Origin of the sequence: Plantibacter sp. VKM Ac-2885 (genome assembly GCF_015351205.1) — a bacterium.
GTDB classification, from domain to species: Bacteria; Actinomycetota; Actinomycetes; order Actinomycetales; family Microbacteriaceae; genus Plantibacter; species Plantibacter auratus.
The window spans coordinates 301,070-321,343 of record NZ_JADKSK010000002.1; the positions used below are offsets into that span (position 1 = coordinate 301,070).

Sequence of the window (20,274 nt, forward strand, 5' to 3'; positions counted from 1 at the left end):
AGCCGTCGACCGGCTCCCGATCGATACCGTCGCTGCAGCATCGCGACGGCCATCGTCGCGACACACGGCCAGACAGGAGTAGGCGTGGACACGATCCCGGACGAAATGACCACCGATGCGCGCGCGGAGGCGCCGCCAGGGCGCCGTTCCAGGTCGCTCGGGCGGCGCTCGATCATGGCGATCGTCGTCGCGGTGGTCGCCCAGCTGAGTGTGTTCGCGCTGGTGATCGTCGCCTGCACGGGTCAGGTCGGGGAGCCGCGGGGTGATCGTGCTTCGACGGTGCCCGAGGCGCCGGCGATCGACCCGAGCGCTCCTCAGCGTGACGACGAGCTTCCCACCCGAGACGAGGTGTTCGCCGTGGCTGCAGACCTCCTCGGGCAGATGGTCAACACGGCGACGGGTGGGCAGCCGTTCGCGTTCTCGCCCCAGGCCTCGGAGGCGCCCTGCAGCAGTCTGGCGCCGTCCGGTCGGGCCACGAAGCTGGCGCGCATGGCCGTCGAGGTCGAGCTGCCGGTCGGAACGAGTCGCGCCGTGCTCGTCGACCTCATCAACGGGTACGCGCCGCCGCTCGAACTCGCGGCCGACTCGGACGAGTTCCGGTCGGAGCTGATCGTGCCCTCACCCGGCGAGCTGGAGCTGTCGGCGCAGCTCCGCGACGACGCCATCATCTTCGAACGCGAGCTCCGACCCGATGCCGACGTGCTGCGGATCACGGTCGAGAACGGCTGCTTCCTCCCGCCGATAGAGTGACATCCGTCGAGCAGAGGGGAGTGTCGCATGAAGATCGTCGTCGCAGGAGGCAGCGGGATGGTCGGGCGACACGTCGTCGCGGTGGCCCAGGAGCGCGGACACCGGGTGGTCGTGCTGTCGCGTGCCACCGGCGTCGACCTCGCCACTGGAGCCGGGCTCGCCCAGCAGTTGGAGGCCGCGGACGTCGTCATCGACGTGACGTCGACAGCCACGCAGTCTACCCAGCAGTCGCGCCAGTTCTTCGGGGCGGTCACCCGCAACCTGCTCGAGGCCGAGGGCGCCGCAGGCGTGCCCCACCACGTCGCGCTGTCGATCGTCGGAAGCGACAAGGCACCCTTCGGCTACTACGCGGGCAAGGCGCTGCAGGAGGAACTCGTCAGCACCGGGCGCATCCCGTGGACGATCCTGCGCGCGACGCAGTTCCACGAGTTCGCGCAGCAGATGGTCGAGCGGTTCCGCTTCGGGCCGGTCACGATGGTGCCCACGATGGCCTCGCAACCGGTCGCCGCGCGCGAAGTCGCCGAGCGCCTGGTAGAGCTGGCCGAGGGCGAGCCGCAGGGGCGCCCGGCTGATCTCGCGGGCTCCGAGGAACTTCGGATGACCGCGATGGTCAAGGCCTACACCGCCGCCACGGGCATCCGTGGCCCGGTCGTGCAGATCCCGCTGCCCGGCGGCTTCGGCAAGGCGATGCGCGACGGCACCACCCTCGCCGGGCCAGATGCGCAGCGCGGTGTGCAGACCTTCGCGCAGTGGATCGACGGGCTCAGCGCCGCTCGCTGAGCGTCAGCTCCGCTGAGCCGCCCGGACGTCCTGCATGAGTCGAGGCGTACGCCACTCGCCGATCCGCTTGAACCACACGGGCGGTGGGTAGGCGAGCCGGACGACGAAGTAGTTCACGTATTCGGTGGCGCCCAAGAGCCAGACGAATGGGATGCCGATGGCCGCGAAGGGGTGGGCGGGGAACCAGACGATGATGCCGACGAGTCCGGCGAGCAGCAGGACCGCGTCGAGCACGCGGAACCCGCGGTAGGTGGCGGCTAGTCCAGGAGGCATGGTGCCCTGCTTGACCCACCGCCGGGCGAGCAGCCAGTAGACGCCGGCCTGCACGAGGATCAGCAGCAGCGGTACGAGGGCCGACCAGAACGCGAGCGCATCGGTCGGCTGTTCGAGCAACGGCAGCGCCGAGACGAACGCGACCCAGATGAACACGACGGCAGCGAACAGTTCACCGAGGCCGAGGCTCAGGTACCGGCCCCGGAGGACCGTGCGGCGATCGTCGGTCATGTCACCAGCCTAAACACGGTGTGCCGGGCCGGTCGAGTGCGCTCGACAGATCTTCAGATGCTCAGAACGTGACGGTCGGCAGCGTCATGATCTCGGCGCCGTCCTCGGTGATCGCGATGGTGTGCTCACTGTGGGCCGTGCGGCTGCCGGTCACGCTGCGGAGGGTCCAGCCGTCGGCGTCGGTGACGAGCTTGTCGGTGTCGGCCATGACCCACGGCTCGATCGCGAGGAGCAGGCCCGGGCGCAGCTTGTAGCCGCGGCCGGCGCGACCGTCGTTCGAGACGTGCGGGTCCTGGTGCATCGTCGTGCCGATGCCGTGGCCGCCGAACTCCATGTTGACCGGGTAGCCGGCGCCACGCAGCACGGTGCCGATCGCGAAGGAGATGTCGCCGATCTTCGCACCCGGCTTGGCAGCTGCGATTCCGGCGGCGAGGGCCTCCTGGGTGGTCTCGATGAGTGCGAGGTCTTCGGGGGTCGCCGTGCCGACGACGAAGCTGATGGCCGAGTCTGCGGCGATGCCGTCGAGGAGGACGGCGAGGTCGAGGGTGAGGAGGTCGCCGTCGGCCAGCGTGTAGTCGCGGGGGAGGCCGTGGAGGACGGCGTCGTTGACGGCGGTGCAGATGTAGTGGCCGAAGGGTCCGCGGCCGAAGGAGGGGGCGTAGTCGACGTAGCAGGAGACGGCGCCGGCCTCGAGGATCATCGCCTTGGCCCAGCGGTCGATCTCGAGGAGGTTCGTGCCGACCGTCACGCGGTGCTTGAGCGTGTGAAGGATGTTCGCGACCAGCTCGCCGGTGCGACGCGCCTTCGCGACCTCGGTGGGGGTGAAGATCTCGATCATGCGGGGCCCTTCCATCGGCGTGCTGCGTGCGTGGTGCGGTGGTGTTCGTGCCGCGAACGGCGCTCGACCAATAACTATACCGGTCAAACTATCCCGTACTACACTGGGCGCATGGTCCGCCTCCCGCTCACCCCCACCGACGTCGAACGCGGTCAGCGCCTCGGTGCGCTCCTGCGCGAGGCCAGAGGTGAGCGTTCGATGCTCGACATCGCGCTCGATGCCGGCCTCTCGCCGGAGACGCTGCGGAAGATCGAGTCCGGCCGGGTCGCGACGCCGGCGTTCTCGACGATCGCCGCCATCGCCGAGGTGCTCGGCCTCTCCCTCGACGAGGTCTGGGCGACGATCAGCCCGGCCCGGCGCGACACTGCCCCGTCCGGCGAACGCCTGCGCGAGCGACTCGTCTCCTAGCTCCTCGGTCGCTCCCGCTCCCTGAGCCTGTCGAAGGGCCCACGCAGTCCCGCGGCCGTATCCGCCCGACGTGCCGCGCCGGTCCCTGAGCTTGTCGAAAGGCGCGCGCAATCGCGCGGCCGCGTCTGCTCGACGCACCACGCCGGTCCCTGAGCTTGTCGAAGGGTCTATGTTCGATCGCTACTGCGTGTCGCTCGTCGTCGGTTGGACCGGGCGGGTGAAGACGTTTTCGCTGATCTTCGTCCAGTCCTCAGCGGGGTCGAGCGCAGTGTCGACGACGGCGTCGGAGAGCACCGTGTACTCGTTGACGCTGTCGCTCATGCCGACGCGGTCGCCGCTACCGCAGGCTCGGAACGGCTGGGTCTCCGCGAAGACGATGATGCAGATCCGAGATTGCCCCTGCTCGGTCGCCGATGCGAGGAAGATCTCCGTGTCGCCTTGGACGGCGACGAGTCGGGTCGAGTCGGCGTCGATGGTGAACGGGTCGTCACTGCCGGCTCCGGTGGTGCTTGCCGGGAGACGATCCTTGTCGGCCTGGTCGCGCTCGAGGTCCGCGTAGCTCGTCACTCCGCCGGTGCAGGCGCTCAGCCCGGCGGCGAGTGTGAGCGCGATGAGTCCTGCTGCGATGCGTCGATGCATATGACGTCCCCCGATGTCGATTCCCGACAGCCTACGTCTCCTGCTCCGGGACGGCAGCCGCGACGGCCGACTCGCGGCCGGCGAGGGCGATAGCGAGGATCCCGAGGAAGACGGGGCCGACGACACGGACCCACCCGTCGAGGATGACGATGATCGGGACGAAGAGGGACACGTTCGAACCCGCCGCCACGACGATGATCTGCTGGACGACCCACGATGCTGCTGTCACCGCCACGACCCAGAGCGGCGCGAGGTGCCAGGGGCGGGGCACGGTTCCGGCGCGCGCGATCTGCGTAGTCGCGATGGCCGCGAGCAAGAACTGGATGAGCAGGTCGATGTAGCCGAAGCTCAGGAACGTCTCGACGGCTGCCGGGATCGTCGCCAGACCGCGGACGAACGAGCTGATCGTCATCCAGACGCCGAGCGCGATGAGGGCGCCGGTGCCGAGCGGGCGCCTCGCGGTCACGCTGCTGGAACGGTCCGAGCCGATCGCGAACAAGGCGATCGAGAAGACGGACAAGAACGTCGCGAGGATGCCACCGGTCGGCCCGAGGAACGACCCGATCTGGACGAGTGGGCCGAGGAGGACCGACCCGACCAGGAGCGCGCCGGCGACGATCCACACCTGCTTGGACCCTGACGTGACTGTGTTCGTTTCCCCCATGGGCGCCCAGTCTACGGACGGCCCTTTTTCCGCTTCGTGGATCCCAGGTCTCTGAGCCCGTCGGAGGGCGCGCAACTGTCCCCGGTCCCTGAGCGTGTCGAAGGGCGGCGGCCCCCTCGCGGTCCCTGAGCCTGTCGAAGGGCCTGCACGCAGGACCCGAGCTGTGTAGCGTGGCACGGATGACCGAGGAGCAAGCCGACCCGCACACCACCGGTTTCGTCGACGTGGACGGCGGTGCGTCGATCTTCGTCGAAGAGTCCGGCACCCCCGACGGCGTCCCAGCGCTCTGGCTGCACGGCGGCCCCGGCGGGTCGCTCGGCTCCGGCTGGTATCGCTCGCACTTCGATCTGTCGCGGTACCGCCTCATCGGCATCGACCAGCGCGGGAGCGGCCGCAGCATCCCGAACATCGTGGACGCGCGCGAGCAGCTCGACGAGCACACGACCCAGCGTCTGATCGCCGACATCGAGGCGGTGCGAGTCGCCTCGGGTGTGGAGCGCTGGGTCGTGGCCGGGGTCTCGTGGGGAACGACCCTCGCGCTCGCCTACGCGCAAGAACATCCCGATCGGGTGATCGCGCTGGCGCTCGTCGCGGTGACGACCACGAGCCGCGACGAGGTCGACTGGATCACCGAGGGCGTCGGCCGCGTCTTCCCCGAGGAATGGGCGCGGTTCGAGGGTGACAGTGGTCGGCGGGACGGCGAGCGGGTCGTCGAGGCCTACGCGCGCCGCCTCCGAGAGGGCGACGCGGCGGACCGCACACACGCCGCGACCGCCTGGGACCGCTGGGAGAGTGCGCACGTGTCACTCGACCACCCCGAACGCGTCGGCCAGCTGTTCGCCGACGCGACCGTGCGCGAGGCGTTCGCGATGCTCGTCACCCACTACTGGAGTCACGACGGTTTCCTTACCGGCGACCGGGCGGTGCTGTCGCGGATGGACCGCATCGCGCAACTCCCCGGCGCGCTGGTCCACGGCCGCAGGGACATCAGCGGACCGGCCGCGACCGCCTGGCGTCTCCATCAGCTGTGGCCGGCGAGTGAGCTGACGATCGTCGAGACCGAGGGCCACGGCGGCACCGAGGAGAGCGCCGTGCTCCGTGCGGCCCTGGACCGCTTCGCGGCGCTGGGTCCCTGAGCCTGTCGAACGGCCGCCCCATCGTGCGGCCGACAATCAGCCGTCAAAGGCCGAGAACGGCGCCACCTGCGCATCCTCGCTGAGGACATTGACGATCTCCGCCGCGCAGTGTTCGTCGGGTTGCCCCGCCTCGTGGTCGGAACTCCAGCCGACGACCACTCCTCGCTCGAACCGCACTGTCGCCTGGAAGCAGGTGTACACGGCCGGGTCGACTTCGGTGCCGGTGACGATGATCCCCTGGAAACTGGCCTCGTCTCCGGCGTCGACCAGGTTGTAGATGACCGCTCCTCCGTCCTCCAGCCCGAGCGACGCCGGGTCATCGTCGCCATTCCAGTAGACGCTGGGGAAGCTGCCGTCGGTGCTGCGGAGCTCGGCGAGGAACACGTCATGATCGATCGCATGCGCGTCGGCCAGGGCTCTCATCAGCGGATCCTTGTGCTTCCAGATGGCGCGGGTGGCCGGTCCACCGACGTCGACCGGGGCGTTGGTCTGCGCACACGAGCTGAGCGCCGCGATCGCCGCGACAGCGATGGGGACCCGCAGCGCGCGTCGAACCGCAGGGGTGGGCGAGCTTCGCGGGTACATGCGGGCAGCCTACGCAGGACCCGCCAGCCCATGCGACACTCGACCCATGGAACCCGAGGTCGTGATCCGCGTTGCAACGTCGGCCGATGCCGCCGGGCTCGCCGAGCTGAAGCTGATGATGTCGCCGCCGGCCGCCCCGCTCGCCGACTGGGAACGGGCGCTGTTCGCACACGACCTCGTCTCGTGGATCGCCGTCGACCCCGACTCCCGGGTGTGCCTGGTCGCCGAGGTCGACGATCGGCTCGTCGGGATGGCTTGGCTCGTCGTGTTCTCCCGCGCACCCAACATCGGGGCACTCCGCCGGCTGACGGGCGACGTGCAGAGTGTCTTCGTCCGCCCGGAGTTCCGTGGTCGCGGCATCGCCGGTCGCCTCGTCGACGGGCTCCTCGACGCCGCACGCGCTCGCGACATCGGCCGGGTCTCCGTCAGCTCGAACGACGCGGGTGCGCCGGTCTACCGCCGCGCCGGGTTCGAGGAAGCGCCGCTGCTCCTCGAGTGGCGGGCCGACCCACCGGGTCACTGAACGACGAATCGCCCCGAATGGTCGCTCCAGGACCTCCTGGACGACCACTCGAGGCGATTCGCGATGCGGCGTGACTTACATGTCGCGGTAGCGCTTGGCCTCGGCGACGAGTTCGCGCAGCTTGTCGGCGTCGACGTCCGGACCGTAGCCGGGGGTGTCGCGCTGGATGCGCCATCCTTCGGAGAGCGCGCCGATGTCGAGGGGCTCGAACCCGAAGGAGTCGATGAGCGCGGCGACCGTGGCCTTCGCGTCGGCGTCGTCACCGGCGATGACGAGGGCGCGGCGGTTCGGGGTGCCGGACGGCTTGCCCTTGGTGGTGAGGTCGGCGGCGTAGATGTGGTTGAACGCCTTCACGACCTTCGATTCCGGGAGGTGCGCTTGCAGCATCTCGGCCGTGGTGGTGGTCTCCTCGTCGAGCTCGGCGATGTGGCCGTCGCGCTCGGGGTAGTAGTTGTTCGTGTCGATGACGACCTTGCCCGCGAGCGGTGCGACGGGGACGGTGTCGATCGCGTGCAACGGGATGGTGACGATGACGATGTCGCCACGCTCGGCCGCGTCGAGGGCGGTGCCGGCGGTGGCGTGCTCGCCGAGCTCCGAGACGAGGTCGGTGAGCGTCTCCGGTCCGCGCGAGTTGGACACGATGACGTCGTGACCCTGCGCCACCGTGAGGCGTGCGAGCTGAGAGCCGATGTTTCCTGAACCGATGATTCCGATGGTTGTCATGGTCAGGGGAACGGTCCGGGCGCGCTGGGTCATTCCTCACCCTGGGTGATTCCCAGCGGACGTTCATCCGCGACGACGGCGGGGTGCCGGCGGGGCGACTCAGTCGATGGACGCGACGCCGAGGAGGGCGCCGATCGCCGTGTCGAGTCGGGTACGGACCTCGTCCTCCAGCTCGGGGTCGTAGGTGAGCTGGGAGGCGACGCCGCCCGCGAGCGCCCAGACGGCCCAGGCGGCGGTGTCGGGATCGACCCACGCGGGGATCTCGCCCTCAGCACGCCCGCGTGCCACGAGCGAGGCGATGAGCCCGCGGAGTCGGGCGTCGCTCTCGGCGATGGCGGCGGCGATGTCCGGATCGACGAGCGCGACCTGCGCGAACACCTCGCCCTGGCGGTGTGCGGCTCGGCGTGCTTCGTCGAGCGGGAGGACGCCGATGAACAGGTCGACGAGCCACTGCCGCAGATTCGGGCGGCCCGGTTCGCCGGGTGGCAGGGGCGCGGAGGTGTCGCGGAGTCGCGTGAACGCTGCCGCTACCATCCGCTGCTTGCTCGGGAACGCCTTCTGCACGGAACCGAGCGAGCAGTCGTCCTCACTCGCGACGGCGCGGAACGAGAGGGCGCCCAGGCCGGACCGTGCGACGATCCGCAGCGCCGCGTCGGCGAGTTGGGTTTGGCGGTCGGTCAGGTCCACGTTCTCAGGGTAGGGCTGGGGAGCCGGTCGCTGATCCGTCCGACCGCGAGGACGTTCGTCGCCCGAGGAGCACCGCGTAGCCGAGCATGACGACGCAGGCGGCGCCGAGTCCGACGAGTGACCGGCTGTCGGTCGCGTCGCCGCCGATGAAGCTGACGAAGTTCCAGGCGGCGTGCCAGGCGATCGCAGGCCAGAGGCTGCCGGTCAGCACGAGGAGCTGGGCGGCGACGAGGCCGAACAGCGCTGCGAACGCCACCTGCAGGATGGATGAGCCGACGTCCGCGCCGCCAGCGAGGTTCGCCAGGTGCAGGACGCCGAAGAGGGCGGAACTGCCGACGACGGCCGTGCGGGTGCTGCGTGCGCGGAGGATCGCGAACACGATGCCGCGGAACCAGGTCTCCTCGTTCAGCGCGACGGCGACGACGAGGATTCCATACGCCGCGATGGTCGGTGTGTCGACCCGGACGCCCTGGGTGCCGAGGATGATCAGGACGGTGGCTGCGGCCGGGATGAACCACAGTGCGGCGCGCGCTCGCCGCGGACGCCGGAAGCCGTAGTCGCGGACTCGAGGCGGCGACAGGCGCATGACCACCAGGCCGAGGAACGCGGAGACGGCTGCGCCGGCGGCGAGCGTGAAGGCTGCGCCGGCCTCGCTCGCCCCGGAGAGTTGCGCTGCTGCTGACGCGCCGGCCGTGAACACCACGGGGACGAGCGCGAAGGCGATGGCGACGAGCCACGGTGCTCGTACGTGCCAGCTCGCGGTGGGGTGGTCGCCAGGCGGTCCTTGCTCGGGGGAGGGGGCCGGTGCCGAGGCTGAGTCAGGGAGAGGAGGCATACCGAAAGAATACACATGTATTCCGATTGGCGCGGCTACCGGACGCGATCGGGTGCGGGGCGGCCCGCCCAGGCCGTCACCGAGCGCCCTCCTCGGTCTCTGAGCACCCTCCTCGGTCACTGAGCTTGTCGAAGTGCGCCCTTGGACCGGCTCAGGGACCGGAGCTCGGCCGTGGGGCCGTTCGCCTCACTCCACCGGCGGCAGCAGCTCGAACGCCAGCGGCTCGGTCGCGACCCCGTTCACCTGCAGCGCGATCCCGTGCGCACCCGGGTGGTAGCGACGGGTAGTGATCGCGCGGAACGAGTGCTCGCGGGTGAGAAGGATGTGCTCGCCGGGCGCCAGCTCGGTCGTCGTCAGCTTGAACGTCTTCGTCGTCTGCGAGCCGTTCGCCTTCTGGTGGTGGACGACGTAGTCGATCGCGAGGCGGGCCGTCTCGGCACCGGTGTTGCGGACGGTCGCGACGAATCGGACCGTTCCACCGAACGCGATGTGGGCGCTGTCGACCGCGAAGCCCTCGACCTCCGTCGTCGCCGCGCCGAAGCCGAGGGCCGCGAGGGCACCTGGGTTGCCGCGCTTCACGAGGGTGCGCAGTGCGTGCCGGACGAGCGCCGGGGTGTTGGCGTCGGGGTCGGCGAGCCAACGGTCGGCAGTTGCGACGACGAGGTCGGGGTCGTCGCGACTGAGGTCGTTGAGGTGGTTGGCGACGGAGCGGCGCACATATTCGCTCGGGTCGCGGTAGAGGGCGTCGAGGATCGGGACGGTGACGCCCGGGTTCGCGACGATCTCCCGCACGCGCACCGCCCACGGCAGGTAGGGGCGGGTGCCTTCGCTGGCGAGCCGGCGGATGTGCTCGTTGTCGGAGGTGGTCCAGCCGAGGACGATGGCGAGCGCGCGGTCGAGATCGTGGCGGAGCAGGGTGCGGATGGCGAACTCGGCGCTGAGGCGCTCGGTGAGTTCGGCGAGGAGTCGCATGGCGTCGTCGAAGGCGTCGGCGGTGCCCTCGTCGACCGCGCGGGCTGCGACGGCGCTCGTCACCGGCCAGATGAGCCAGCCGGTGAACGCGGGGTTCGTCGCCTGGGCGGTGCGGATGACGCCGGCGAGCGTCGCGTAGTCGCCCGGGACGTCCTCGAGCAGGGCGTCGCGCAGGAGGTCGGCCCGCTCGCGGAGCGCGAGACCGTCGAGTCGCTCGGCTGCCTGAGCCGTGGCTTCGAACGGGCTGCCCGGCGCGGCCTCCTGGAGCGAACGGGTGAGGGTGCGGGCGACGGCGGTGCCGAGGAGCTCGTCTGCGAAGGGCATACGCCGATCATGGCGGGTACCGCTGACAGGTGTGCTGCTGGGCCCGGGCTGAGTCGCCCGGAAGTGTTCTCAATCCGCGCAATCTGCGACAGATCCAGGCGACTCAAGATGCTTGGGCGTCGCCGCCTGTGCCGAGTCGCCCGAAACTGTTCCGATCTCGCCCGATTCGCAACACATTCGGGCAACTGAGCGGGGTAGGACGTCGCGGCACTTCCTGCGCCATCACCGAGGTCGGGTCGACACCCAACCGACCCAGTGTCAGACTCAAAACGTGACGATCGGCGACCGACAACAGCACTCCCAGCAGCTCAGCGGCGGGCTCCACGGAGCTGATCACGACCTCCTCGAACGCCTCAACGCGGCACATTCCGAAGCGCAGATGGTCGGATGGGACTTCTCACGGTTGGACGACGCGCTGATCTCCGACAGTCCATGGTGGGACTTCGAAGCGGACTGCCTGCGCGCGCTGCGTGACTCACGCATCGGAGCCCTGGATCTGGGAACGGGCGGTGGGGAGCGGTTGTCCGCGCTCCTGGAATCGCTCTCCCGCGAGTCCGCACGTCTGCCCCTGGTCGTCGCTACTGAAGGATGGCCACCCAACGTCCCCGTAGCGAGAGCGCAGCTCGCACCCCGCCACGTCGCGGTGCTGCAGTACGACTCGGATGCCGGCGACGACCTCGGCCTCCCCGATCAGAGCCAGGATCTCGTGATGTCTCGGCACGAGTCCTACGACGCGGTCGAGGTCGCCCGCGTCTTGGCGCCCGGCGGCAGGTTCCTGACCCAACAGGTGGACGGCTTCGACGCACCCCAGATCCATGAATGGTTCGGGAGTGAGTACACCCACCCCGATGTCACCGTGGAAGCCCACGCGGAGGCTCTGCGGGAAGCGGGGATGCGGATCGACCAGGTCGACTCGTGGGAGGGATCGATGCGGTTCAAGGATGCTGTCGCCCTCGTCACGTACATCGGCCTCGTCCCGTGGGATGCTCCCGACTTCACCGTGCAGGCGCATGATCAGCGACTCTCGGAGTTGAACGTTGCAGCCCCCATCATCGTGACGCAGCGCCGGTTCCGGATCTACGCCACCAAGGAATAGCGGCCGACCGGCGTTCCGCCTCCGTTCACCCGGTCGCGATAGCCTGGCGCGCATGACTGCATCGCTGACTGCCCTGGCCGAAGAACTCACGCGTCGGGGCCTCGTCGCCTCTCCGGAGATCGAGGACACCTTCGTCTACGGGCTCGCCCGCTTCGACGCGATCGACGCTGAGGTCATGCTCAACGTCGACCCCGAGCCCGAGGAGCAGGAGGGCGAGCCGGAGCCGGCGGCGCTCGCCGACTTGGCGCAGCGGGTCCTCTCGACGCCCGCGGCGGAGTGGAAGGTGCTGCTCGACCGGGTGGCGTCGGAGATCGAGGAGGCCGTCGAATCGGACGAGGTCATCGAGACCGCCGACCTGCGTGACGACCTCGTGCTGCGCTCGGTGATCGTCTTCATCGACGCCGTGCTGCTCTCGTTCGACGCGCCGAAGCAGTTCCCCGACAGCTCGGTGCTCGTGCAGCTCGACGCCGACCTCGCGTTCGAGGCCGTCGAGGTCGAGGCTGATGACGACGAAGAAGAGGGCGTCGAGTCGATCAAGTTCTCGACCGTCGAGGAGCTCGTGCGCCGCCTCTCGATGTGAGTGTCGTGTGGGAGTGGCGGTATTGACCGCGAGTCGACCGTCAGTTGCGACGTTCCCGCCTCCTGAGGCCGGTGCCGTCGCCTTCGTGACGAGTTGTGTCATCGGACGCTGGCCAGGAGCCGCCCGCACCGCCGACACTGTCCGCATGACTCTCCTCACGAACGACTTGGCCCCCGTCCCCTCTGTCTCCGCAACCGAGCGCGCGGACCGGCTCGCCGCAGCTGGCGCCTCCTGGTCTGAGCGGATCGCCTCTGCTCCATCGAGTGCGGCGCTCACCTACCGCGTCTCCGGCTCCGGCGAGGGCTCGGTCGCGAGTGCGATCACCGCGGGCAAGCACCGCTTCCTCGTCGACGAGCCGGCCGCGCTGGCCGGTGACGATGTGGCCGCCAGCCCGGTGGAGTTCGCGCTCGGGGCGCTCATCTCCTGCCAGATCGTCGTCTACCGGTTGTATGCGAGCGCGCTGGGCATCCAGGTCGACGACATCAGCGTCGATGCGGAGGGTGACCTCGACGTGCGCAACCTGTTCGGCATCACCGACGAGGTTCGCGCGGGGTTCTCGGCGATCCGGCTGAACATCAGCATCAGCGGCCCCGAGACCGAGGACCGGTACCAGGAGCTGCGCGCCGCGGTCGATGCGCACTGCCCGGTGCTCGACCTGTTCCAGAAACCGACGCCGGTGGAGATCAGCGTCTCGAAGGGGTGATCGACCCTAGCTCCATTTCAGCGTGGCACGGTTCCAGACTCGTCCTGCGGCGCTGCCATCGAGTGCAGGCTCGATGAGCGATCGAGCCAGCGACTGTGCGTCACCGATGGTTCGGAACTGTTCGCAGGCGGGCACACTTTTCGCGAGCTTTGCATAATTGGCGCCCCAGTGTGGCGGCACGTGGAACGTGTGGGGCAGGTCGAGCGATCGCATGCGTGCCTCAACCTGGAGAGCGGTTGTGAGCTTCGCGCCATCGATGTCCTGGGTCACGGCGAGCACGACGAGGTCGACCAGATCCTTCTCACGGCTCGACGGGCGGCCGTTGTAGAGCGAGAGTGTGGCGCACACCTTGTCCGCGATCTGATCGACGACCGAATACAGCCGATAGGGGTGGTTGGCCAGCTTCGGCAGATCGAGCGCATTGGCTGGCGAGGCGAATTCCGGGTCGTCCGTGGTGATGACGTTCGATACAAGGTCCACGTGGAGCTGGCCCTTGCGACTTGCCCCGATCGAGACGTCGAAGCTCACCCGGTATCCGTCGACGTAGGCCTGCTGGTCCCCACCGATCGACGGCACATACCCGGTGTAGTCGAAGCGGAAGAAGTCTCCGAGGTCGGTCTCGGCGAGACGGCGAAGCTCGCTGAGAGCAGCATCGAGGGAATGACCCCTCCGAGTGAGGTCGACGTCGATGGTCGCCCGTGCTGATGCCACCCGCGCGAGCATCCCGGTGCCGCCCTTGAGGATCCAGCCGGACACGTGGCCTTCGGAGAAGACCCGGCTGAGGAATCGGTTGAAGTACTCGAGGCGAATACGCTCGCTCGTCGTCAGCGATGGATTCGAGCGAGACGCGGTGCGCGCGGCGGCGGCGATGGCGGACTCCACGGCGGCGGGAGTCGCGTAGCGTTCCTCTGCGCTCACTCTTCGATGCTCCGGCGGGGCCTCGATGTCGCTGCAGCGATGAAAGCCCAGTCGTATCCCTTCAGGGCTTCCGCCATGCTCGCGCGAATGCTGGCCGTTGCGGGTTCTGCGATAGACGCGGTCAGCGCGTGCAGGTGTTCCAGTTGCGGTGCAACAGCTTTGCTCAGCATTGCGTTGATGCCATCGATATCCGGGAACATCCGCTTGAAATCGAACTCGGGCAGCTGGCTGAGGTAGTTAGCCGTGATGAGTGCCCCGAGGTCGGGGATGGTCGCCAGGCGTTTCGCAACCGATGCGGCGTCGATGCCTGCGATCTGCAGCAGCTCTTCGAGGAGCGCATCCCCATCACCCTTGCGGTGGCCGTTCCGTTCGGCGAGCGGGCCGAGGAGCACGCTGAGGCGGTCGAGACCGAGACGGGACTGCTGCGCGGCATCGCGGAGGACGCCAGCGACGAGGCTGAGATCCTGTCGATCCTCGACCAGGTCTGCGATCGTCCGTTCTCGCGTCGTGACAGGAAGACCGTCGCGGACCACCACATCCTGCTTCGGAAGGGACCGAGTGCGGTACCGCACGTCGGTGCGCTGCGTCTGCTTGCGCGTGGGCGTCGTGAACTCGCTTCTGGAGGCGCGCAGATCGCCGATGGCATGGAGTCGGCTGGCCGACTCGCCGGAGACGACCGCGGTGTTCGGCAGGTCCTCGAGTCGCTCGTACGCGAGCTTCTTGGGTTCGATCGCGAGCCAGGCTGCGCGGAGCGCCTCGTGTTCGACGCTCGGCGCGCCAGCATCCCGGTACACGCCCTGCGCCAGTCGGACCAGGCTTCCTGACTCGGTCAGCCTGGTGAGGTTCATGTGGCTGATGCCGCGCGCGCCGGCCTGCGCGGAGGTGACCATGCCCCACTGGGACTCGGTCACCTCCGCGAGTGTGCGGAGCGACTCTCGGGATTGCATGCTTGGATTCTAACGCTCCGGGCGTTAGTAACCAAGCTCTTAGTCGACTCCACGCCTACGCGGGCGCGACCAATGGGGACTCGACGTGGAGTGGTCTGCTACTCGTTGAGGTCCAGGCTCGAGGCGGTGCAGGACGCCGACGCGTACGCGCCGGTGGAGGTGTGCTCGGCGACGACCTCGCCGTCGACGGTGATCTTGCAGCTGATGTCACCGGCGTCGTCGGCTCCGTTCATTGCCATCAGGTAGAACGAGCTGTAGTCGAAGGTGCCGCCGGCCTTGATCGTGAACTCCTTGGTGAAGGGGAGTGCCTGATCCTTGACCTGCTCGGTGCCGCTGTTGCTGTCCGTGTAGGTGGAGTACGTGATCGACGAACCGGCCGACGTGCCGGTCACCTCGTAGACGACGGTGACGTCGCGGTCGGCTTCAGCGGACGACTCGGCCTGCGCGGTCTTGATGCCTTCGCTCACGGCGCCGGCGAACCCGGCGGTGTAGGTGATCGCGAGGATGATGCTGAGGATCATCGCGATGAGCGACAGGACCGTGCCCGCGATGGCGAGGCCCTTCGACTTGTTCTTCAGGAAGAGGGCGATGATGCCGAGCACCAGGCCGACGAAGGCGAGGAAGCCGGAGACGAAGTTCACGAACGGGATGAACGCGCCGATGAGTGCGACGACACCGATGATGAGGGCGGCGAGTCCGAGGCCGTTGCCGGTCTTCGCGGGCGGCGGCGTCGGCTGGCCGAAACCGGGCTGGCCGTAGGGTGCCTGGCCATAGGGCTGCGGGCCCTGGGGCGGCTGGCCGTATGGCTGCTGACCGTAGGGCTCCTGCGGCGACGGAGGCTGCTCGGGGTAGGACATGGCGGTGGTGCCTTTCTGCGGTGTGGTCGGCCGGCGTGCTGGCGTCGGCCGGTGGTGCGGGGAAGCGAGGGGAGAACGCCTGGTCAGTGCTGCGTGCGCGACCTGGATGCCCGGCGGGTCAGTAGGGGTACGCGATGAGGCGTCGGTTGGCGGTGTCGACCTGCGACTGCATGGTGCAGAGGTCGATGATCCACCACACGAAGGCGGCGAGGATCGCGACGAAGCCGATGCCGAAGACGCTCAGCGCCCAGCCGCCCCACCAGAGTGCGATGAAGCCGATACCGGCGCCGACGTTGCCCAGATAGAACTGGTGTGCACCGAAGCCGCCGAGGAGGATCGCCAGCAGGTAGCCGGTTCCGCTCTCCTTGAGCGGACGGGCGTACGGGACCGGTGCCGGGTAGGGCTGGTGGTTGTAGGGCATGGGCGCATACGCGGCTGGAGCCGCGGGTGCTCCGTACTGCTGTGGTGCGGGAAGCATCGGCATCGGCCCGGTCGGAGCGAGCGGTGCGACGGCCGAGGTCCAGGCGGTGCCGTCCCAGTACTGCTGCTGACCGGGTCGCTGCGGGTTTGGGTACCAACCGGCCGGGATGTGTCCGGGCTGCTGCGGGACGAGCGTCATCGAGGTGCTTTCGGAGAGGGCATGCACCGGCGGAGGGTTCAGCGGGCAGGCGGCGAAGTCAGGTTCACGCCGTGAGGCCCCCTGGGTGTTCAGTCTGATGTCCGCACTGTGGGGGACATCAGTCCCAATGTGGGGCACGCGACCAACTTCGGAGAGGGGGTTATCCCCTGGTCTCGCGTTGGATCGTCTATGTCGCTGTTGGGAGTGCGGTCGACTGCCTGAGGCCGCGAGAAGCTTGGGTTCTCGACTGTACGAGACGGGCACGCAGTTGCGGTTGAGTCGGAGCCGTGATGGAAGTGTCGGCCGGTGGCGCGAGTATGGCTGAATGACAGAATCATCAAGATGCGAAGCCGTCGCCGATGCGTTCCACCGACGGAAGCGCTATCCCGGTGTTCGATGCCATCTGTCCGCAGACCACGTGCTGAGAGCATATCCCGTGACGCGATCGCACACCGCCTCCGTCGCTGGGGCCCTCTTCTTTTGGACCGACTCAGACTGGGACAAACGCGAGCGAAAGTTCATCACTCGCTACTGAACTGATGCCAGCCAGGTGAGGGGTGATGCGAGGTTCTGGCTCGGGGTACGTCGAGACCGATCGATGATGAGCTCAAGAAGGTGTCTCGAGCCGAGGCGTGTGGGGAGCCCGCGATCCCACCAAAGCGCGCCGCAGACCTCACGATTATGAGTCGTACGCACTCCGAGTGCATGCCGCGCATTTCGTCATCGCGGACACCTCTTCCTACTTGTTCTCCGTCACCCCATCGACACCCGACGCAGAGCACGCCACCGACGCGTACGCGCCGGTCGAGGTCTGCTCGGCGACGACGTCACCATCGACGGTGATCTTGCAGGTGACGGACCCGGTGTCCTCGGCGCCGTTGGTCGCGACGAGGGAGAACGCGGTGAAGTCGGTGTCGCTGCCGGCCTTGACGGCGAGCTCCTTGATGAACGGGAGCGCCTGACCGGTGGACTGCTCGGTGCCGTTGGTGCCGGCCGTGTAGGTGGAGTAGACGATGGAGGCGTCGGTGGCGGTGCCGTTGACCTCGTAGACGATCGAGATCTCCTTGTTGGCCGCCTCGGAGGACTTCGCTTCGGCGGTCTTGACGGCGTCGCCGATGAGTCCGGCAAACCCCGCCGTGTAGGTGATCGCGAGGATGATGCTCAGGACGATCGCGATGGCAGAGACGATCGTGCCGGCGACGGCGAAGCCCTTCTTCCGGTTCTTGAGGCACAGCGCGATGATGCCGAGCACAAGGCCGACGAGTCCGACGAACCCGGCGACGTAGTTCAGGATCGGGATGAACGCTCCGATGAGTGCGAACCCGCCGACGATGAGGGCGGCGATGCCGAGCCCGTTGCCACGCTTGCCGGTCTTCACCGGAGCCGGGCCGGGCACCGGGAGCGGGTAGGGCTGGTTCTGGGCGGGCGGCTGATTCGAATACGACATGCGCGTGGTGCCTCTCTGCTGCGTTGCATCCACCGTACCGAGGTCGACGCTCTGGATCACTGCCGTCTTCGGTTCGCGGTCCAGGCCGACAGCGAAGGGGCGGGGCATGTCCGCCCCGCCCCTTCGTTTGCCAGCGCTGGTTGCTACCGGCTCGCGTCGCGGACGAGTGCCGTGTCGACGAACTGTTCGAAGCGCACGATGAGCCCGCCGCGGACGACGAAGTGGTGGGCCACCCGGGCGTTCAGGTGCTTGCCCGTGCCGCGGTGCGTCGCGGTGTACCGCGCGAGCACCACGACGTTCTCGCCGTCGACCACGTAGGTGTCGTCGTGCGCGGCCCAGTCGGCCCAGTCCGCGCCGAGTCGTTCCATCACGTTGCTGGTGACGCCCTCCGGCGTCCGGTACGTGCCGGCGAGCGGGAAGCCGGCCATCTCGGTCCACTCGACATCGGGAGCGAGGGTAGCGCGCAGTGCGTCGAGGTCGCCGGCGGCGGAGGCGAGGTACTGCCTCCGCACGACGTCCCGAGGTGCCGAGGACGGTTCGGTCGTGGTGGTCTCGTTCAGCCCCATGTCATCTCACCCTTCGCGACCTTCGGTCCGATCTGGGCGGCGATGAGCATGCCCGAGGACGGGTACTGCTCGACGAGCGCCTGCGTCGCGGCAGCACCATCGGCGGACGCTGCGACGATCGTCTCGAACGCCTGCAGGTACGAGCGCGTGTAGTCGATGGCGGTCGCGTCGTTCGCGGTGTCGGGGAGGCGGTGCCCGGCGATCACGAGCTGCGGGTTGAGGGCCTGCATCTCGTCGAGGAGCTCGATCCACGCTGCGCGGAGTTCCGGCGTCGCGGTGTCTGCGGTCCACACGTGCTCCTGCTGGAAGAGAAGGACACCACCGAGGATGGCGCGGTGCTCCGCATTCCAGAGGTACTGGCGGTCCGGGAGGGCGGCTGAGGCGCCCTTGAGCTCGAGGCGCTGGCCGTCGACGACGAGTGCGTCGCCGCTGAGCGGGGTGAGGGGGACGAGTCGGGTGGGCAGGTTCGCGCCGAGGGAGGCCCAGGCGGTCAGTTTGCCGTCGAATGACGCGTCGATGTGCTCGATGACGATGGGGGTGGCGACGAGCGCTGCGTCGGGGAAGGCGTCCGCGACGACCTCGAGGCCGAAGGAGAAGTCGGGGTCGGCGTGGCTGACGAACACCGTGGTGAGCGTTTTGCCGGAGTCGAGGATGGCTGCGACGAGGCGGTGGCCGTCCGCGCGGGTGAAGCCGGCGTCGACGAGGAGCGCCTCGGTTTCGCCGGTCACGAGGACGGCGGACTTGTTCTTCGAACCTGCGGGGAAGTCGAGGTCGAAGACGTCGAAGTTGAGCGTCATGGTGGTGGATCCTTCGGTTGGACGAGGCTCGGTGCGCCCGAGTCGATGCCGCGGTGCGGCGTACATGAAGGTGCAACAAAAGCTGACTCGTCAGCTATTCCCGATCCTTGCACGAAGATCTCCCGACCGGTCGGCGGCCTGTCCCCGGCGTCTACTGTGGAGACGTGACGACTGAGAACGAGTTCGCTTCGGCGAAGGAGGCGGCGAGTGATGCGCGCATCCTGGTGTTCGGTCGTCTGTTGGGCGCGGCGAACGGGCTCGAGTACCTGCTGAGCAAGGAGCTCGAGGAGCAGACCGGCCTCAGCCATTCGCTGTTCGAGCTGTTGCTGATCGTCGGTCGGGCCGGAGTCGGCGGGCTGTCGGTGCGGGACATCGCGCAGGCGAAGGTCGTCACGTCCGGTGGGGCGACGCGGCTCGTGCATCGCGCCGTCGAGCAGGGGCTGGTGAGTCGCCGGGCATCCGCCGAGGATGGCCGGGTGCAGCTCATCGAGCTGACGGCGGAGGGGGAGCGGGCGGTCGTCGAGGCTGCTGGTCTGCATGCGCGGAACATCGAGCGCCTGATGCTGTCCGTCCTGCCGGCTGAGAACCGCGCGGTCTTCGAGGAGTCGGTGAAGACGTTGAGCAAGCACGCCTCGGGGGCACTGCCGGTGATGCCGTAGGGCGCGTCGGCTCGTGTTCGACCCGTCGGTTTCGGTGCCTGCCCTCTGGCTCGCCGAGCACCCGCTTGGTTAGGCTCGCCGCATGAGCAACGATGTCCCTCTCGCCCCGGGTGAAAACGCCTTCCCGCTCCACATCTTCGATGCCCTCGGCTTGGACCCGGTGGTGTTCAAGGACCGCATCGGTGGGTCGGTGATGGTGATCGAGAAGCGGCCTGAGGACGGGCCGGTGACGATCCTGACGTCCGGGGTGTCACGGCTCGCGACCGACTCCGGCGAGCGGATCGAGCTCGCCGTGGAGGTCGTCGACGGTCAGCAGGGTGCCGCGATGGTCGCGCTGCGCATCGTGATCAACGAGATCGCGACTAACCGTCGGGTGCCACCGGTGCTCGCGCCGTGGCGCAACGGGACACCGTTCCTCAATGGGACGGAGATCTCCGCGCTTCTGGTGACGCCGTCGCGCTGGGGAGCGTCGTTCGACGAAATCCGGAACGAGGCCGGCCAGGTGGTCGGGCACGTGCGGACACTGCGGTTGCTCACGGACGGCGAGGCCGCGGTCGCGGGGGAGCGTGGGTGGGATGCGCTTGTCGCCGAGGTGGGGTCGGTGGATGCGTTGTTGGATGTGGAGCGAGCGGAGCGGACGCCACAAATAGGCAGTGAGCGCAACCGATGCGGGTCAGCGAGCTTGAGGACTGGATGATTCAAGCCCGAGGCTATCGG

The 20,274-nt window shown here is 68.4% G+C and carries 26 protein-coding genes; 10 read left to right on the forward strand and 16 right to left on the reverse strand.

Features of this window, described 5'->3' with window-relative positions; all coding sequences use genetic code 11:
• Positions 1-84: 84 nt before the first annotated feature.
• Positions 85-750: a hypothetical protein gene (locus ITJ66_RS13970; RefSeq protein ID WP_194645004.1), complete on the forward strand. Its 666-nt coding sequence runs from the start codon at positions 85-87 to the stop codon at positions 748-750.
• Positions 751-777: 27 nt separating this feature from the next.
• A complete protein-coding gene (locus tag ITJ66_RS13975) occupies positions 778-1,530 on the forward strand; it encodes an SDR family oxidoreductase (protein WP_194645005.1) in 753 nt (250 codons plus the stop codon).
• A gap of 3 nt (positions 1,531-1,533) precedes the next feature.
• On the opposite strand, the gene ITJ66_RS13980 is transcribed toward ITJ66_RS13975, so the two are convergent.
• Together ITJ66_RS13980 and map are read right to left on the reverse strand one after the other, a co-directional pair.
• Entirely contained in the window at positions 1,534-2,034 is a 501-nt protein-coding gene (locus tag ITJ66_RS13980) for a hypothetical protein (RefSeq protein ID WP_194645006.1), read from the reverse strand.
• A 61-nt stretch (positions 2,035-2,095) separates the two neighbouring features.
• Positions 2,096-2,872: a type I methionyl aminopeptidase gene (map, locus tag ITJ66_RS13985; protein ID WP_079706538.1), complete on the reverse strand. Its 777-nt coding sequence runs from the start codon at positions 2,870-2,872 to the stop codon at positions 2,096-2,098.
• 111 nt (positions 2,873-2,983) lie between these two features.
• On the opposite strand from map, the gene ITJ66_RS13990 reads away from it, so the two are divergent.
• The gene (locus ITJ66_RS13990) at positions 2,984-3,280 is read left to right on the forward strand and encodes a helix-turn-helix domain-containing protein (RefSeq protein ID WP_192020049.1); all 297 of its coding nucleotides are present in this window, start codon (positions 2,984-2,986) and stop codon (positions 3,278-3,280) included.
• Positions 3,281-3,460: 180 nt separating this feature from the next.
• On the opposite strand, the gene ITJ66_RS13995 is transcribed toward ITJ66_RS13990, so the two are convergent.
• Both ITJ66_RS13995 and ITJ66_RS14000 read right to left on the reverse strand, forming a co-directional pair.
• Positions 3,461-3,919 (reverse strand): hypothetical protein, encoded by a 459-nt coding sequence (locus ITJ66_RS13995; protein ID WP_192020048.1) that lies wholly within the window; start codon positions 3,917-3,919, stop codon positions 3,461-3,463.
• 31 nt (positions 3,920-3,950) lie between these two features.
• Complete coding sequence (locus tag ITJ66_RS14000; protein WP_194645007.1) at positions 3,951-4,583, reverse strand: hypothetical protein; 633 nt, start codon at positions 4,581-4,583, stop codon at positions 3,951-3,953.
• 179 nt (positions 4,584-4,762) lie between these two features.
• On the opposite strand from ITJ66_RS14000, the gene ITJ66_RS14005 reads away from it, so the two are divergent.
• A complete protein-coding gene (locus tag ITJ66_RS14005) occupies positions 4,763-5,719 on the forward strand; it encodes an alpha/beta fold hydrolase (RefSeq protein WP_194645008.1) in 957 nt (318 codons plus the stop codon).
• 36 nt (positions 5,720-5,755) lie between these two features.
• Here the strand turns inward: ITJ66_RS14005 and ITJ66_RS14010 are convergent, their stop codons facing one another.
• Positions 5,756-6,103 carry a hypothetical protein gene (locus tag ITJ66_RS14010; protein ID WP_194645009.1) on the reverse strand — a complete coding sequence of 116 codons (348 nt, stop codon included), beginning with the start codon at positions 6,101-6,103 and terminating at the stop codon, positions 5,756-5,758.
• Positions 6,104-6,350: 247 nt separating this feature from the next.
• On the opposite strand from ITJ66_RS14010, the gene ITJ66_RS14015 reads away from it, so the two are divergent.
• Positions 6,351-6,827 carry a GNAT family N-acetyltransferase gene (locus tag ITJ66_RS14015; protein ID WP_194645010.1) on the forward strand — a complete coding sequence of 159 codons (477 nt, stop codon included), beginning with the start codon at positions 6,351-6,353 and terminating at the stop codon, positions 6,825-6,827.
• A 75-nt stretch (positions 6,828-6,902) separates the two neighbouring features.
• Here the strand turns inward: ITJ66_RS14015 and ITJ66_RS14020 are convergent, their stop codons facing one another.
• The 4 genes from ITJ66_RS14020 to ITJ66_RS14035 form a co-directional block, all read right to left on the reverse strand.
• Positions 6,903-7,583: an NADPH-dependent F420 reductase gene (locus tag ITJ66_RS14020; protein ID WP_370582660.1), complete on the reverse strand. Its 681-nt coding sequence runs from the start codon at positions 7,581-7,583 to the stop codon at positions 6,903-6,905.
• Between the two features lie 66 nt (positions 7,584-7,649).
• Entirely contained in the window at positions 7,650-8,237 is a 588-nt protein-coding gene (locus ITJ66_RS14025; protein WP_194645011.1) for a TetR family transcriptional regulator C-terminal domain-containing protein, read from the reverse strand.
• Between the two features lie 4 nt (positions 8,238-8,241).
• Positions 8,242-9,072 (reverse strand): CPBP family intramembrane glutamic endopeptidase, encoded by an 831-nt coding sequence (locus tag ITJ66_RS14030; protein WP_194645012.1) that lies wholly within the window; start codon positions 9,070-9,072, stop codon positions 8,242-8,244.
• A gap of 186 nt (positions 9,073-9,258) precedes the next feature.
• Positions 9,259-10,368: a DNA alkylation repair protein gene (locus ITJ66_RS14035; RefSeq protein WP_194645013.1), complete on the reverse strand. Its 1,110-nt coding sequence runs from the start codon at positions 10,366-10,368 to the stop codon at positions 9,259-9,261.
• A gap of 271 nt (positions 10,369-10,639) precedes the next feature.
• On the opposite strand from ITJ66_RS14035, the gene ITJ66_RS14040 reads away from it, so the two are divergent.
• From ITJ66_RS14040 to ITJ66_RS14050, 3 genes are all read left to right on the forward strand, one after another.
• Entirely contained in the window at positions 10,640-11,464 is an 825-nt protein-coding gene (locus tag ITJ66_RS14040; RefSeq protein WP_370582661.1) for a class I SAM-dependent methyltransferase, read from the forward strand.
• A gap of 52 nt (positions 11,465-11,516) precedes the next feature.
• The gene (locus tag ITJ66_RS14045) at positions 11,517-12,044 is read left to right on the forward strand and encodes a cytochrome C5 (RefSeq protein ID WP_194645014.1); all 528 of its coding nucleotides are present in this window, start codon (positions 11,517-11,519) and stop codon (positions 12,042-12,044) included.
• A 145-nt stretch (positions 12,045-12,189) separates the two neighbouring features.
• Positions 12,190-12,747 (forward strand): OsmC family protein, encoded by a 558-nt coding sequence (locus ITJ66_RS14050; RefSeq protein ID WP_194645015.1) that lies wholly within the window; start codon positions 12,190-12,192, stop codon positions 12,745-12,747.
• A gap of 6 nt (positions 12,748-12,753) precedes the next feature.
• Here the strand turns inward: ITJ66_RS14050 and ITJ66_RS14055 are convergent, their stop codons facing one another.
• The 7 genes from ITJ66_RS14055 to ITJ66_RS14085 all read right to left on the reverse strand — a co-directional run bounded on the left by ITJ66_RS14055 (position 12,754) and on the right by ITJ66_RS14085 (position 18,898).
• Positions 12,754-13,665: a nucleotidyl transferase AbiEii/AbiGii toxin family protein gene (locus ITJ66_RS14055; protein WP_194645016.1), complete on the reverse strand. Its 912-nt coding sequence runs from the start codon at positions 13,663-13,665 to the stop codon at positions 12,754-12,756.
• Positions 13,662-14,612 (reverse strand): type IV toxin-antitoxin system AbiEi family antitoxin domain-containing protein, encoded by a 951-nt coding sequence (locus tag ITJ66_RS14060; RefSeq protein WP_228501927.1) that lies wholly within the window; start codon positions 14,610-14,612, stop codon positions 13,662-13,664. Before ITJ66_RS14060 ends, ITJ66_RS14055 begins: the two co-directional genes overlap by 4 nt.
• 98 nt (positions 14,613-14,710) lie before the next feature.
• A complete protein-coding gene (locus ITJ66_RS14065; RefSeq protein WP_194645018.1) occupies positions 14,711-15,469 on the reverse strand; it encodes an MmpS family transport accessory protein in 759 nt (252 codons plus the stop codon).
• 118 nt (positions 15,470-15,587) lie between these two features.
• The gene (locus tag ITJ66_RS14070; protein WP_194645019.1) at positions 15,588-16,115 is read right to left on the reverse strand and encodes a DUF2510 domain-containing protein; all 528 of its coding nucleotides are present in this window, start codon (positions 16,113-16,115) and stop codon (positions 15,588-15,590) included.
• Positions 16,116-16,827: 712 nt separating this feature from the next.
• Entirely contained in the window at positions 16,828-17,535 is a 708-nt protein-coding gene (locus ITJ66_RS14075; RefSeq protein ID WP_194645020.1) for a DUF4190 domain-containing protein, read from the reverse strand.
• A gap of 143 nt (positions 17,536-17,678) precedes the next feature.
• Positions 17,679-18,101 carry a nuclear transport factor 2 family protein gene (locus ITJ66_RS14080; RefSeq protein ID WP_194645021.1) on the reverse strand — a complete coding sequence of 141 codons (423 nt, stop codon included), beginning with the start codon at positions 18,099-18,101 and terminating at the stop codon, positions 17,679-17,681.
• The gene (locus ITJ66_RS14085; RefSeq protein WP_194645022.1) at positions 18,092-18,898 is read right to left on the reverse strand and encodes an MBL fold metallo-hydrolase; all 807 of its coding nucleotides are present in this window, start codon (positions 18,896-18,898) and stop codon (positions 18,092-18,094) included. The genes ITJ66_RS14080 and ITJ66_RS14085 overlap by 10 nt, the downstream gene beginning before the upstream one ends.
• Positions 18,899-19,062: 164 nt before the next feature.
• Here ITJ66_RS14085 and ITJ66_RS14090 point away from each other — a divergent pair, with 164 nt between their 5' ends.
• Together ITJ66_RS14090 and ITJ66_RS14095 are read left to right on the forward strand one after the other, a co-directional pair.
• Complete coding sequence (locus tag ITJ66_RS14090; RefSeq protein WP_194645023.1) at positions 19,063-19,557, forward strand: MarR family transcriptional regulator; 495 nt, start codon at positions 19,063-19,065, stop codon at positions 19,555-19,557.
• 82 nt (positions 19,558-19,639) lie between these two features.
• The gene (locus tag ITJ66_RS14095; RefSeq protein WP_194645024.1) at positions 19,640-20,254 is read left to right on the forward strand and encodes a suppressor of fused domain protein; all 615 of its coding nucleotides are present in this window, start codon (positions 19,640-19,642) and stop codon (positions 20,252-20,254) included.
• Positions 20,255-20,274: the final 20 nt, after the last annotated feature.